Source organism: Virgibacillus subterraneus (genome assembly GCF_900110695.1).
Classification (GTDB): Bacteria; Bacillota; Bacilli; order Bacillales; family Amphibacillaceae; genus Lentibacillus; species Lentibacillus subterraneus.
Genome location: NZ_FOEH01000010.1, coordinates 11,591 through 25,657, shown reverse-complemented (window position 1 = coordinate 25,657; position 14,067 = coordinate 11,591). Strand labels below are relative to the sequence as shown.

15 protein-coding genes and 2 other annotated features are annotated in these 14,067 nt (G+C 39.0%); all 15 genes read right to left on the bottom strand.

Annotated features, from left to right (window positions below; genetic code table 11):
* Positions 1 to 5 precede the first annotated feature (5 nt).
* The gene (gene rpoB, locus BMY13_RS18385) at positions 6 to 3,542 is read right to left on the bottom strand and encodes a DNA-directed RNA polymerase subunit beta (protein WP_092494521.1); all 3,537 of its coding nucleotides are present in this window, start codon (positions 3,540 to 3,542) and stop codon (positions 6 to 8) included.
* A 584-nt stretch (positions 3,543 to 4,126) separates the two neighbouring features.
* Positions 4,127 to 4,729: a class I SAM-dependent methyltransferase gene (locus BMY13_RS18375; RefSeq protein WP_092506401.1), complete on the bottom strand. Its 603-nt coding sequence runs from the start codon at positions 4,727 to 4,729 to the stop codon at positions 4,127 to 4,129.
* Positions 4,730 to 4,877: 148 nt separating this feature from the next.
* Positions 4,878 to 5,243, bottom strand: a complete 366-nt coding sequence (gene rplL / locus BMY13_RS18370) for a 50S ribosomal protein L7/L12 (RefSeq protein WP_092494524.1) — start codon at positions 5,241 to 5,243, stop codon at positions 4,878 to 4,880.
* Positions 5,244 to 5,310: 67 nt separating this feature from the next.
* Entirely contained in the window at positions 5,311 to 5,820 is a 510-nt protein-coding gene (gene rplJ, locus BMY13_RS18365; RefSeq protein ID WP_092494525.1) for a 50S ribosomal protein L10, read from the bottom strand.
* Between the two features lie 29 nt (positions 5,821 to 5,849).
* Positions 5,850 to 5,998: a sequence feature (ribosomal protein L10 leader region), on the bottom strand.
* A gap of 48 nt (positions 5,999 to 6,046) precedes the next feature.
* Positions 6,047 to 6,745: a 50S ribosomal protein L1 gene (gene rplA / locus BMY13_RS18360; protein ID WP_092506399.1), complete on the bottom strand. Its 699-nt coding sequence runs from the start codon at positions 6,743 to 6,745 to the stop codon at positions 6,047 to 6,049.
* A gap of 138 nt (positions 6,746 to 6,883) precedes the next feature.
* Entirely contained in the window at positions 6,884 to 7,309 is a 426-nt protein-coding gene (gene rplK / locus BMY13_RS18355; protein WP_139180819.1) for a 50S ribosomal protein L11, read from the bottom strand.
* 645 nt (positions 7,310 to 7,954) lie between these two features.
* Complete coding sequence (gene nusG / locus BMY13_RS18350; RefSeq protein ID WP_092494527.1) at positions 7,955 to 8,488, bottom strand: transcription termination/antitermination protein NusG; 534 nt, start codon at positions 8,486 to 8,488, stop codon at positions 7,955 to 7,957.
* 148 nt (positions 8,489 to 8,636) lie between these two features.
* The gene (secE, locus tag BMY13_RS18345; protein ID WP_092494528.1) at positions 8,637 to 8,816 is read right to left on the bottom strand and encodes a preprotein translocase subunit SecE; all 180 of its coding nucleotides are present in this window, start codon (positions 8,814 to 8,816) and stop codon (positions 8,637 to 8,639) included.
* Positions 8,817 to 8,850: 34 nt separating this feature from the next.
* Positions 8,851 to 9,000, bottom strand: coding sequence for a 50S ribosomal protein L33 (rpmG, locus tag BMY13_RS18340; protein ID WP_092494529.1), 150 nt, complete (start codon positions 8,998 to 9,000; stop codon positions 8,851 to 8,853).
* A 70-nt stretch (positions 9,001 to 9,070) separates the two neighbouring features.
* A complete protein-coding gene (gene sigH / locus BMY13_RS18335; protein ID WP_092494530.1) occupies positions 9,071 to 9,721 on the bottom strand; it encodes an RNA polymerase sporulation sigma factor SigH in 651 nt (216 codons plus the stop codon).
* Positions 9,722 to 9,931: 210 nt separating this feature from the next.
* Positions 9,932 to 10,438 (bottom strand): NYN domain-containing protein, encoded by a 507-nt coding sequence (locus tag BMY13_RS18330; RefSeq protein WP_092494531.1) that lies wholly within the window; start codon positions 10,436 to 10,438, stop codon positions 9,932 to 9,934.
* A gap of 2 nt (positions 10,439 to 10,440) precedes the next feature.
* Positions 10,441 to 11,184, bottom strand: coding sequence for a 23S rRNA (guanosine(2251)-2'-O)-methyltransferase RlmB (gene rlmB, locus BMY13_RS18325; RefSeq protein ID WP_092506397.1), 744 nt, complete (start codon positions 11,182 to 11,184; stop codon positions 10,441 to 10,443).
* Between the two features lie 2 nt (positions 11,185 to 11,186).
* The gene (locus BMY13_RS18320; RefSeq protein ID WP_092506395.1) at positions 11,187 to 11,585 is read right to left on the bottom strand and encodes a Mini-ribonuclease 3; all 399 of its coding nucleotides are present in this window, start codon (positions 11,583 to 11,585) and stop codon (positions 11,187 to 11,189) included.
* On the bottom strand, positions 11,575 to 12,987 hold the full coding sequence (gene cysS, locus BMY13_RS18315) for a cysteine--tRNA ligase (RefSeq protein WP_092494534.1): 1,413 nt from the start codon (positions 12,985 to 12,987) through the stop codon (positions 11,575 to 11,577). The genes BMY13_RS18320 and cysS overlap by 11 nt, the downstream gene beginning before the upstream one ends.
* The gene (gene cysE, locus BMY13_RS18310; protein WP_092506393.1) at positions 12,968 to 13,636 is read right to left on the bottom strand and encodes a serine O-acetyltransferase; all 669 of its coding nucleotides are present in this window, start codon (positions 13,634 to 13,636) and stop codon (positions 12,968 to 12,970) included. The genes cysS and cysE overlap by 20 nt, the downstream gene beginning before the upstream one ends.
* A gap of 181 nt (positions 13,637 to 13,817) precedes the next feature.
* Positions 13,818 to 14,032, bottom strand: a binding site (T-box leader).
* Positions 14,033 to 14,067 lie beyond the last annotated feature (35 nt).

The window sequence follows — 14,067 nt, the reverse complement described above, 5'->3', positions numbered from 1 at the left end:
TATTTTTAGTTGCCTTCTACTTCTAAGTTCAGTTTGCTTGCTGCTTGCGTTTCTTCTTCTTCAAGATCACGCATTTCTATTTCTGACTCATCACTTGCGAGCATCTTAACGTCCATGCCAAGACTTTGTAATTCCTTAATAAGGACTTTAAAGGATTCTGGCACTCCTGGTTCGGCAACATTGTCGCCTTTAACAATTGATTCATACGTTTTTACGCGACCGACAATATCATCAGATTTAACCGTCAATATTTCCTGAAGTGTATATGCGGCACCGTATGCTTCAAGTGCCCAAACTTCCATCTCACCGAAACGCTGTCCACCAAATTGCGCTTTTCCGCCTAGTGGTTGCTGTGTTACAAGTGAATACGGTCCTGTTGAACGAGCGTGCAACTTGTCATCAACCATGTGCGCAAGTTTAATCATGTACATGACACCAACTGATATACGGTTGTCAAACGGCTCTCCCGTTCTTCCATCATATAATACGGTCTTGGCGTCTTTTGGCATACCCGCTTCTTCCAATGTATCCCAAACATCTTGCTCTGAGGCACCATCAAATACCGGTGTTGCCACATGAATACCAAGTTGACGTGCGGCCATACCTAAGTGCATTTCAAACACCTGTCCGATATTCATACGTGATGGTACACCCAATGGATTAAGCATGATATCGATTGGTGTCCCGTCTGGTAAGAACGGCATGTCTTCTTCAGGTAGTATTTTGGAAATAACACCTTTGTTACCATGTCGTCCGGCCATTTTGTCACCTTCAGATATCTTACGTTTCTGAACGATATATGCTCGAACAAGCTGATTAACACCTGGTGGCAGTTCATCGCCATCTTCACGATTAAAGATTTTAACATCCAAAACAATTCCGCCAGCACCATGTGGCACTCGTAGTGATGTGTCACGAACTTCACGTGCTTTTTCACCAAAGATTGCATGTAGCAAACGTTCTTCAGCGGATAGTTCGGTTACCCCTTTAGGTGTTACCTTTCCAACTAAGATATCTCCATCCGAGACTTCAGCACCTACACGAATAATTCCTTCTTCATTTAGGTCTTTTAAGGCATCCTCGCCAACATTCGGAATATCTCTGGTAATTTCTTCTGGCCCGAGTTTCGTATCACGAGCTTCAGATTCGTATTCCTCTATATGAATAGAAGTATAAACGTCATCCTTTACAAGTCGTTCACTCATGATGATTGCATCTTCGTAGTTGTAACCTTCCCAAGTCATGAAGCCGGTAAGGACATTTCGGCCTAATGCCAGCTCCCCATCTTCCATGGATGGACCATCCGCAAGAATTTCGCCTTTTGTAACACGATCTCCTTGGCTTACGATAGGACGTTGGTTATAACAACTTCCTTGGTTGGAACGAATGTATTTTTGCAAACGATAACGGTCTAAATCACCTTTTACTTCTTTTCCGTCCACTTCAGAAACACGACGAATGTGAACTTCTTTTGCTTCTACACGTTCGACAATACCATCGTTAACACAAATAATCGCTGCACCCGAGTCTTTACCGGAAACATATTCCATACCTGTTCCAACAACTGGTGCTTCAGGTTGCAACAACGGTACTGCTTGACGCTGCATGTTAGCTCCCATTAATGCACGGTTAGAGTCATCGTTTTCTAAAAACGGAATACATGCAGTCGCAGCCGAGACAACTTGTTTAGGAGATACATCCATGTAATCAAGCTGTTCACGCGGTACAGCTGTATTTTCACCGCGGAAACGTGCAATTACTTCATCGTCTGTAAAACTGCCATCTTCGTTTAAACGAGCGTTCGCCTGAGCTACAACGTAGTTATCTTCTTCATCCGCCGTTAGGTAATCAATTCGTGCTGTTACTTTACCTGTTTCAGGGTCAACTCGACGATACGGCGTTTCAATAAAGCCAAATTCATTAACCTTTGCATAACTGGACAACGAGTTTATTAAACCGATGTTTGGTCCTTCTGGTGTCTCAATTGGACACATACGGCCGTAGTGAGAATAGTGAACGTCACGAACTTCGAATCCTGCGCGCTCACGGGTCAAACCACCTGGTCCCAGGGCAGACAAACGACGCTTATGTGTTAACTCTGCTAATGGATTTGTTTGGTCCATAAACTGTGATAGCTGTGAACTCCCGAAAAATTCCTTGATTGACGCAATCACAGGTCGAATATTAATTAATTGTTGCGGTGTAATACTAGACGTGTCCTGAATCGACATTCTTTCACGCACAACACGTTCCATACGAGATAGACCGATACGGAATTGGTTTTGTAATAATTCCCCAACAGAACGAAGTCTGCGGTTACCCAGATGATCTATGTCATCTGTGCCTCCAACACGGTGAAGTAGATTAAAGAAATAGTTAACCGCCGATAAAATGTCAGCAGGCATTATGTTTTTAACGTTTCTGTCCACACCGGCATTACCAATAACATCTAATTCTCTTTCACCACTTGGGTCAGTAGGGTCTATTATTTTAATTGATTGTACAAGTATCGGATCCTCAAGAACTCCCTCTTGTAGTTCAACACTTTTTGCGCCGAGTTTATTCTCCTCATTTTCCAAATAAGGAATTATCTTATCAAGTAGTTTACGCTCTAATTTATCACCTTTTTGCGCTAAGACTTCCCCAGTTTCCGGATCGACAACTGGTTCAGCTAGCACTTGATTAAACAGGCGATTTTTAATGTCCAGCTTTTTATTCATTTTGTAACGACCTACATGGGCAAGGTCGTAACGCTTCGGATCAAAGAAACGTGAAACCAATAAACTTTTTGCGTTATCTACTGTTGGTGGTTCACCAGGACGTAGACGTTCATAAATTTCTAATAACGCTTTATCTGTTGTTTCTGTATTATCTTTTTCTAATGTATTCTTAAGGTACTCGCTTTCACCTAGTACATCGATTATTTCCTGATCAGAACCAAAACCAAGTGCACGTAAAAGTACCGTGATTGGCAATTTACGTGTGCGATCAATTCTTACGTATGCGACATCTTTGGCATCTGTTTCAAATTCCAGCCATGCACCACGATTCGGAATAACCGTTGCTGTAACACCGCGTTTTCCATTTTTGTCGAATTTCTCATTATAATAAACACTAGGTGAACGTACAAGCTGAGAAACGATGACACGCTCAGCCCCATTAATGATAAATGTACCCGTGTCTGTCATGAGTGGAAAATCACCCATAAATACTTCTTGCTCTTTCACTTCACCGGTCTCATTATTGATTAAACGAACCTTCACGCGAAGTGGAGCATTGTACGTGACATCTCGATCTTTTGATTCGTCTACAGGGTATTTCGGTTCCCCGAGACTATAATCAACAAATTCTAGCGAAAGGTTGCCTGTAAAATCTTCAATAGGAGAAATATCCTTGAACATTTCTCTCAAACCTTCTTCTAAAAACCACTGGTAAGAAGCGGTTTGAATCTCGATTAGATTTGGTAATTCTAACACCTCGCTAATACGCGCATAACTCCTGCGTTGGCGGTGCCGTCCATACTGAACTAGTTGACCTGTCAACAACTTCACCCCTCAAATCAAGCATTTTTCATAAACTATTAAAGCGTAAATACGCTCTTTAGAAAAATGACTAATAATATTTAGCAAAAACGAACTGATATAATGTAGATTAAATCAGTTGTTTTTTGAATCCTATTTGTGTGTTGATACGAAACAACAATAGCACAAGTGCTACTGTTCGAAAAACATGCTGAACAAACTTGTAATTCGGAGTTATACAAGCACATATTTTTCATTCACCAGTAATTATCACTTTTCAATATGATATAATTAAAATATTAGAAAACCCGACTCATCGTAAAAGGTCTTTTTGAAAGCATCTTTCGCTTTTTTAGAAACCCCTTATACTTTGGAATGCAAGCCCTAATAACGAAAGCCTCGGTAGACTTATGCAATAAGAAAGTATTATACTTTCTTAAATGCGAAAAAAGGCTTTTATAAAAACCTTTGTGTTTATTTTTTGGGATTTTAACAGTGTCTCCGATTACCGATGAATTATACGTTTCATTTCTCACAGAATTTCCCCTTGACAAAGGAAGTCCCATGTTAGCATTTTACTATACTATCACATGTAAAAACTAAGGTCAATCATTTGTAGCTCTCAATATAAAATATCCTTTACTGCGTACAACAACTTCAACATTCCCAAATAAATCACTTAATTTTTCCTTTGCTGAAGGTGCGCCTTGCTTCTTTTGAATAACCACCCACAATTGACCATGCTGCAATAGAGCATTCTTGCTATCTTCAAACATTTGGTGAACCACTTTTTTTCCTGCTCTAATCGGCGGATTTGTCAGTATAGCAGCAAACGACCGATTTGTTAGATTGCTCAAACGATCACTTTGCACAAATTCAACATTTACTACATTATTGTGGTCAGCATTTTGTTGGGCAAGGTTGATAGCGCGTTCGTTAATATCTGTCAAGATTATGTTTCGATCTTGATAACAATCCGCCAACGTAATTCCAATCGGACCGTAACCACAACCCAAATCCAGAAATTCGCCTGTAATCGAAGGCGGCCTGAATTGTTCTATTAGTAAACGTGAACCATAATCCACTTCATTTTTTGAAAAAACACCATAATCACTTTCAAATGTGTAAACCTTGCCTCGTAATTGGTAAATCCATTTCTTGGGTGAACTTTTAGATTGAGGATTTTGCGAAAAGTAATGCTCTGACATTAGGGCACCTACTTCGTGTGTAATATATGAAGAAATAAATATATAGAGAGCCCGTCGTGGATCCCGACGAGCTCTTTTTAGAAAACTTAGCTTATCTCTAAGCCGAGTTCAACTTATGCAGCATTCTTAACTGCTATTAAAACTATAATTACTTAACTTCTACTGCTGCTCCAACTTCTTCTAGTTTGCCTTTGATTTCTTCAGCGTCTTCTTTAGAAGTAGCTTCTTTAACTGCTTTAGGAGCATTGTCTACTAAGTCTTTTGCATCTTTAAGACCAAGACCAGTGATTTCGCGAACAGCTTTTACTACTTTAATTTTTGAATCTCCAGCACTTTCAAGTACTACGTCAAATTCAGTTTGTTCTTCAGCTTCTTCCGCGCCGCCAGCAGCACCGGCAGCAGCAACTGGAGCTGCAGCACTTACACCAAATTCTTCTTCAATTGCTTTAACAAGATCGTTTAATTCTAAAACAGACATTTCTTTAACCGCTTCAATGATTTGTTCATTAGTCATGATTTATTCCTCCATTTTTCTTTTTAAATTTAATATTTCCAGAATGCTATATTGCTCTAAAGTCAATTTATGCACCTTGTTCTTCTTCTTTTTGATCTGCGATTGCTTGTGTTGCATACGCAAGATTACGTATAGGCGCTTGCAGCACGCTAAGCAGCATAGATACCATGCCTTCGTAATTTGGCAGATCGGCAAGTTCTTTAATTTGTTCAAGCGATGCAACCTGACCTTCAATTACGCCGCCTTTAATTTCTAGCGCATTGTGATCTTTTGCAAAGTTATTCAATATTTTAGCTGGTGCCACTACATCCTCATTACTAAATGCAATTGCAGTTGGACCTACCAATGTATCAGATAACTCTCCTAATTCTACAGCATCCACAGCACGACGAGCCATTGAGTTTTTATAAACTTTGAATTCAACATCAGCTTCACGAAGCTGTTTACGTAATTCTGTTACCTCAGCTACATCAAGACCACGATAATCAACTAACAAAGTAGATTGGCTGTCACGGAATTTAGCAGAAATCTCTTGTACGATTTGTTGTTTTTGCTCAATAATATTGCTATTGGACATTGTTCCACCTCCTATTAACGTTACCGAAAAACGAGACTAATAAAGCCTCCATGTAGACATGGAGGCTTTTATGACAAATTATAATCAATAATGATCAGTTAATCTGCTTTTAAACACCTCGGCAGGAAATTAAGCGATTGCTCGCACCTACTGTCTACGGTTCAACGTATTCATTTTTACAACGCAATTCAGTATACCTAATTGTCGTTAGAATGTCAACAACAAATTAGCCGCGAACATAACTTGAGACGTCTACTTTAATTCCAGGTCCCATTGTTGATGTCACTGATGCATTACGCATGTAGATACCTTTAGCAGCTTGTGGTTTAGCTTTTACAAGTGCTTCTGTAATTGCTTCAAAGTTTTCAACTAATTTTTCATTGTCGAATGAAATCTTTCCAATTGGAACATGAATGTTAGCTGACTTATCAACACGATATTCCACTTTACCAGCTTTAATATCGTTAACAGCTTTTTCAATTTCAAATGTTACTGTACCGGTTTTCGGATTAGGCATTAGTCCTTTTGGTCCTAATACACGTCCAAGTTTACCAACTTCGGCCATCATGTCAGGAGTTGCAACAATCACGTCGAATTCAAACCAACCTTGATTGATTTTATTGATTAAATCCTGTTCTCCAACATAATCTGCGCCAGCTTCTTCAGCTTCTTTTGCTTTATCACCTTTTGCAAATACTAGTACACGTTGTGTTTTACCAGTACCATGCGGCAATACCATTGCTCCACGAATTTGCTGGTCAGCTTTCTTAGGGTCTACACCCAAACGAAATGCCGCTTCTACAGTTTCATCGAAGTTTGCTTTTGCTGTTTCTTTTAACAATGCAACAGATTCTTGCACTTCATATGATTTCGTACGATCAACAAGCTTCGCAACTTCTTGAAGTCTTTTACTTTTTTTAGCCATTTTGTTTCCTCCTCAATTGTGGTTATAGCGGTAAGACCTCCCACTTATAAAAGTATAAATACTTTTATAGCTTGCAAAAAGGTTGCGATGGATGGTGACCCATTCCCGCAACCTGTACCTATTAAAGATTGTTAGACATTAGTCTTCAATCGTAATGCCCATACTGCGTGCAGTTCCTTCAACCATGCGCATCGCTGCTTCTACGTCAGCGGCGTTTAAATCAGGCATTTTTGTTTCCGCAATTTCTTGTACTTTATCACGCTTAACAGTAGCAACTTTATTACGGTTTGGTTCACCTGAAGCAGTTTCAATCCCAGCTGCTTTTTTCAACAATACAGCAGCAGGCGGAGTTTTTGTGATAAATGTAAATGAACGGTCTTCAAATACCGTAATTTCAACCGGAATAATCATACCAGCATCATCTTGCGTACGCGCATTAAATTCTTTACAGAATCCCATGATATTAACACCTGCTTGACCTAACGCCGGCCCTACTGGTGGTGCTGGGTTTGCTTTACCAGCTGGAATTTGTAATTTAACTAACTTGATTACTTTTTTAGCCACGAGACACACCTCCTTAAAGTCCGTGATGTGGTAATTGGGGAAATTTCCCCTCCCACTCATTATTAGCCATTTTCCCCGAATATCGAGGACATAAATAACAAAAGAATTTTAGCATGAATCATAAAATTATGCAAGGTTTTGTTGAAACACTTTTATAAAACAGGCTCTTTTTTCATAGTTTATTGCTATGAACATAACATACCATTTCGTAAATACACTATGCTTTCCGCGGGAGTTTTCGTGTACTCCCTTTGCTGAATGGCTGAAATCGCGCATTAGAAGTAGGACTGCTTAATAACAAATAAATCACTGCTACCATCATTTACTATGGATTCTTTTCTTTCACTTGATAATATAGTAATATCTAGCTGCGGAAAAATACGAGACTCCTGCGGGAAAAGCAACAGCTGAAGATCCCTCAGGAAGCAATTTTTGCTTCCGAGGAAAGCGAGCTTTTTCCTCACCGGTAGTTTAGCATAAATTCCTCAGTTGATAGGCAGTGATTCTCGACGCGGTCTAGTTCTATTAGATTAGAAAACTCGGCATTCGCCAAGCCTTAATGGCGAATGCCTTAGTTGCACTTATGCAGTAAGAAAGGATTTATACTTTCTTAACTGCCAAAAAACAGCCGTAAAATAATTCCTGTTATAATTTTTCAATCTGGGAGAAATCCAGTTCAACTGGTGTCTCACGCCCAAACATATTAACATGTACCTTAACCTTTTGCTTATCAACATCAATATGCTCAATTGTTCCTGTGAAATTTGTGAATGGCCCATCATTAACTCGTACATTTTCTTTTATTTCAAAGTCGAGCTGCATAACAGGTTCGGCTACCCCCATGCGCTTCAGAACAGCATCTACCTCATCAGGTAAAAGCGACGTAGGTTTCGTTCCATGTCCACTTGATCCCACGAACCCTGTTACGCCGGGTGTGTTTCTAACAACATACCATGAATCATCAGTCATCACCATCTCCGCCAGAACATATCCAGGGAAAAATTTCTTTTTGACAACTTTTTTCTTACCGTTTTTAATTTCTGTTTCTTCATCTTCCGGCACGATTACACGAAAGATTCTATCTTCCATACCCATTGATTCTACACGTTTTTCTAAATTTGTTTTTACTTTATTTTCATACCCGGAATATGTATGAACAGCATACCAATTTTTTTCCATTTAAGCAGGACAAAATTACTTGCCCTTCCCTCCCTTAGCTTAAAAACTTTAAGTTCCCTAAAAAGATCTGCAATATTAAAAAACCCGTTTACCCCGGGTTTTTTTAAATCGAAATATTATATTCCATTATAACATAATTATAGCTTAATTATTCAAAAAATGAACTTAAAATTTCGGAAATCCCAAGATCTATTACTGTGAAAAACAATGCCACAAACACTACTGTTGATATTACAGTTATGGTGTAACTAGTTAATTCACGACCTTTTGGCCAACTAACTTTTTTCATTTCCCGAGATACATTCTTAAAAAATTGAACAAGATTCATGCTTGTACCCCCAAACTCTACCCGAAGAGTGCTATTATTTAGTCTCACGGTGCAATGTATGCTTCCCACATGTTTTGCAATACTTTCTAACTTCCATACGTACAGGTTTTGTGGATACATTTTTACTAGTTGTATAGTTTCTGCTTGAACAAATTGCACACGCTAATGTTATTTTTTTATTCATTTTATCACCCCGTTGTAGGGTTTTTTACTCATATAACTGTAGCATGGTTACTAAGATGTGTCAACGGCTATTATACGCTGGTTTCATTCGATTCCAGCAGCTGTTCCAATTTACGCTTTACCCGCTGCAAAGCATTATCTATCGATTTCACGTGACGTTTTAACTCGACTGAAATCTCCTGATAGGTTTGTCCATCTAAATATAGACGCAACACTTCTTTTTCTAACTCGCTAAGTAATTCTGACAATCTATATTCCATATCACCAAACTTTTCTCTATTTATGAGTAATTCCTGTGGGTCAATTGCTTTTGACCCTGCTACAACATCCAGTAATGTCCTGTCTGATTCTTCATCATAAATTGGTTTATCTAGTGATACATACGAGTTAAGTGGTATGTGCTTTTGTCTAGTAGCTGTTTTAATTGCCGTAATAATTTGTCGGGTCACACAAAGTTCAGCAAACGCTTTAAACGATGATAGCTTGTCCCCGTCATAGTCGCGTATTGCCTTATACAGACCTATCATGCCTTCTTGAATAATATCCTCTTTGTCAGCACCAATGATGAAATAAGTTCTTGCTTTCGCTCGTACAAAATTGATATATTTATTTATTAAAAAATCTAGTGCTTGACTATTCCCTTGATGCACAAGAAGGATAATACTATCATCATCCAGCATTTTTAGGCTTTGGTTCTTTTCTGCTGCTAGCTTAACACTCACCAAAAATGACCCCCCGACTACAATGTAGTCAATTTAAAAGTATTATACAGTAAGCGCTTCACTAACGTCAATATTAGAAAACTTTGGAAGATAGGAAAATTTATACTTTTCTTAACTGCCGATACAAGCGCAAATATTCATTCAACGTTAGTCACTAGTATATTCTATACACCAATACTGGACAATTAAAAAGTGGAGAACGAGGTGTTATTAGTCTCCCCGTCTCCACTTTTCAAATTTTTCATGTACTTCTTTTTTTAATGGGATTCTGATTTTAGGTTGTACCTTTTTGTGTACTTCTATATCTTTTTCAATTTCTCTTTCAATATCTTTAAATTCAATATATAATTCTCTCGCTGACTTCCTTAAAGCGCCACGCCCAAATATAGTTCGTTGCTCTGCGTAGTCTGACGTTGCTACATACACTTGATTTTTTACGTTCTTTAATCCTTTAACAAGCCTTTCAATACATTCGTCGGCAGTTTCGTTTTCTTTTGTGTAAATAACCTCAACATTGTATGATTTATGCTTGCTTTCGATCCCTTTTACATAGTACGCGTCAAATACGATGATAACTCGGCACCCTGAATACGATTGATACTCTGCCATCAATTCAATCAATCTGTCCCGTGCCTGTCCAATATCTTTTTCTTTAAGTTTCTGGAGTTCTTCCCATGCACCGATGATATTATAACCGTCAACAACTAGTACAAACATGTCTATTCACCAAGCGGAAATCTTTTTCGATATATTTCATACAGTAACAAACTGCATGCTACAGATGCGTTTAAGGAGGAAACATGTCCAGTCATAGGAAGGCTAACAGTCCAATCACACTTATCTTTAACTAAACGGCTTATTCCTTTACCTTCATTACCAATCACAATGGCGACAGATAAGTCACCATCAAGCTCACGGTAATCTTCTGTACCATCGGCGGCTGTTCCAACGACCCAGACATAACGTTGCTTTAATTCATCAATGGTATTAGCAATATTTGTCACCCTTACAACAGGAATATGCTCTAGTGCTCCTGCTGCAGTTTTTGCCACGGTTGAAGTAAGGCCAACTGACCTGTGTTTTGGAATAATTACCCCGTGAACACCTGTAGCATCAGCAGTCCGTAAGATAGACCCTAAATTATGAGGATCTTCCAGCTCATCCAATATAATAAAGAAAGGTGTTTCATTTTTGTCATTTGCTTTATCAAACAGATCCTCTAAAGTTGCATATTGATAGGATGCTACATAGGCTACAATCCCCTGATGTGAACCTTCCACAAGTTGGTCAAGCTTCTTTTTGGGTACTTTTTGAATTATTGTCCCGGCATTTCTGCTAAGTTTCTGCAACTTCCCGAATAATTGTTTGTTCAGTTGTTCTGATACTAATACCTTATTTACTGATCGTCCGGAGTTCAGTGCTTCGATTACAGGGTTCTTACCGATAATAATTTCCTGATCCATAATTAGCCTTTCCTCCCTTCGCTGAATTGAATTGCTTGTGTTATCAACTCGTCTAACCGGCTTCCATTCTTTTGCAAATAATGATAACCGATTAACGCCTCAAACGCCGTACTATAATTATATGCTTGTACACTCGTATTTTTAGGGACTGTTCCAGATTTTGCATTACGCCCTCTGGAAACTACTCCTTCCTCTTCTTCAGAAAGAAGTTCCGTTTCCAGCCAATATAATATAACAGCAGCTTGTGCCTTTGCCGACACAAAAGATATCGCCGACCGATGTAACTGATTCGGTTTCACTTTACCAGTTTGTAATAAATACTCTCTTACATGGACTTCATAGACAGCATCACCCATGTAAGCGAGAGCTAAACTTTTCATTTGCTTTACATCAAGACTCATTACTATCCCTTTTCCAGCGGGTTCCTTGAGGAGTATCTTCTAAAATAATACTCCTCTCTTTTAGATTATCGCGTATTTCATCTGCCCGATTAAAGTCCCGTTTCTTTCTGGCTTCCACTCGTTCTTGCAATAATGCTTCAATTTCTTCATCGAGTAAATCCTCTTCCTGCTCAATATAAATACCCAACACATCCAGTAAAGTGGTAAAGCTGTTTTGAAATGCTTCGATTACTTTTATGGAGGTGTGTTTTCCCTGCAGATAGAGATTAGCTTCTTTGGCTAAATCGAACAAGACCGAAATTGCATTTGCAGTATTAAAGTCATCATCCATTGATTCCTCAAATTGTTCATTCAGCTTCGTAACTTTTTCCAGCCACTGATCTGCATTTTTATCCATGTCCATACTTGTTTGTTTACGATGATCCAAGTTGAAATAGGCATTTTTAATACGGTCCAGGCTATTTTTAGCACCTTCCAGCAATTCTTCAGTAAAATTTATCGGATTTCGATAATGAACACTTAGCATAAAGAACCGAACCACCTGCGGGTCATGCTGCTGAATGATATCCCTCGTCAATACGAAGTTACCCAGCGATTTGGACATTTTTTCATTGTCAATATTAATATACCCATTATGCATCCAGTATTTGGCAAAAGATTTACCTGTCATTGCCTCAGATTGTGCGATTTCATTTTCATGATGCGGAAACGCCAAATCCTGTCCACCGGCATGGATATCAATTGTTTCAGCAAGGTATTTTTTGGCCATTGCAGAGCACTCGATATGCCAGCCCGGCCTGCCCTGTCCCCACGGGGATTCCCAGGCTATTTCATCATCCTTTGCTTTTTTCCACAACGCAAAATCAAGCGGGTCTTCTTTTTTCTCACCTACTTTTATACGTGCACCTGAACGCAATTCATCAATTGATTGGTGTGATAACTTCCCGTATCCATCAAATGAGCGAGGCTTAAAGTAGACATCTCCTTCAACTTCATATGCATACCCTTTTGCAATTAATGTTTCGATAAACGTCAAAATATCACTCATTGCCTCAGTAACTCGTGGATTATAGGTTGCTTTTTTTACACCCAAGGAACCGACATCCTCCAAATAGGCATCTATAAATCGATTCGCAACTTCCGATACTTCTTCGCCCACCTCATTGGCAGCCTTAATGATCTTGTCATCAACATCTGTAAAATTTAACACATAGTCAACTTGATATTCTTTATATTCCAGATACCTTCGTACTGTATCAAAAACAATAGCAGGACGGGCATTCCCAATATGAATATAATTGTAGACAGTTGGGCCACACACGTACATGCTGACTCTACCTTCTTTAAGTGGCTTAAATACTTCTTTTTGGCGTGTTAATGTATTATAAATGGTTATCGGCATTTTGCTTCCCTTCTTTCACCTTGGCTAGTTCTTCTTGTAATGAGTTAATTTCCTCTTGCAGCTGATCACAGCGATCTGCTACAGGATCTGGCAATTTATGGTGGTCGAGATTTTTACGTAATTTTTGACCGTTTTGAACGACTACACGTCCAGGCACCCCTACAACCGTTGAGTGATCAGGTACATCCTTTAATACTACCGAACCACCTCCGACCTTAGAACTTTCGCCGATGGTTATTGAGCCAAGCACCTTGGCACCTGTTGCAATAAGGGCGTTGTCTTTAATAGTTGGGTGACGTTTTCCTCTTTCTTTCCCTGTACCACCTAACGTTACCCCTTGAAAAACGGTAACATTATCACCAATTTCGCAGGTTTCACCAATCACAACTCCCATACCATGATCGATAAAAAACCTCCTGCCGATTTTCGCACCAGGGTGTATTTCAATACCAGTTAAAAAACGGCTAATTTGTGATATAACTCGCGCAATAAAATATAACCTCCGCTTAAAGAAAAAATGAGCAATACGATGATTCCAAATTGCATGTAACCCCGAGTATGTTAAACCTACTTCAAAATAATTCCTTGCTGCTGGATCTTGTTCAAAGACTACATCCATATCTTCTTTCATTCGTTTAAAAAATCCCATAATGACAACGCCTCCTCCCCATTTGGCATTAGATAACTCGGCATTCGTTTAAGGAGTTTTATCAAAGGTATTTTACTTTCTTAAAACCCCTTATACTTTAAATTGCCTTAGTTGCACTTATGCAGTAAGAATTTATTTAATCTTTCTTAACTGCTAAAAAAACGCCCCTGTGTATTCAATACACAGAGACGCTTTTGGCGCGGTTCCACTCTGTTTGGAGATATCGTTCTCCCAACTTATACTCTAATAACGGCAGAGTACCGCCGTTATGTACATTTCTTCCATAACGGGCTCAAAGGTGCATTTCAAAAACGATGCTTTAAATCGCTCGCAGCCTCAGGCGATTCTCTCTGGATAAGTCATCCGTTTTTTACTTCTCCTTATCAACGCTCCAATATTGTATTACTACTATATTATATTTTCGGCTCGAT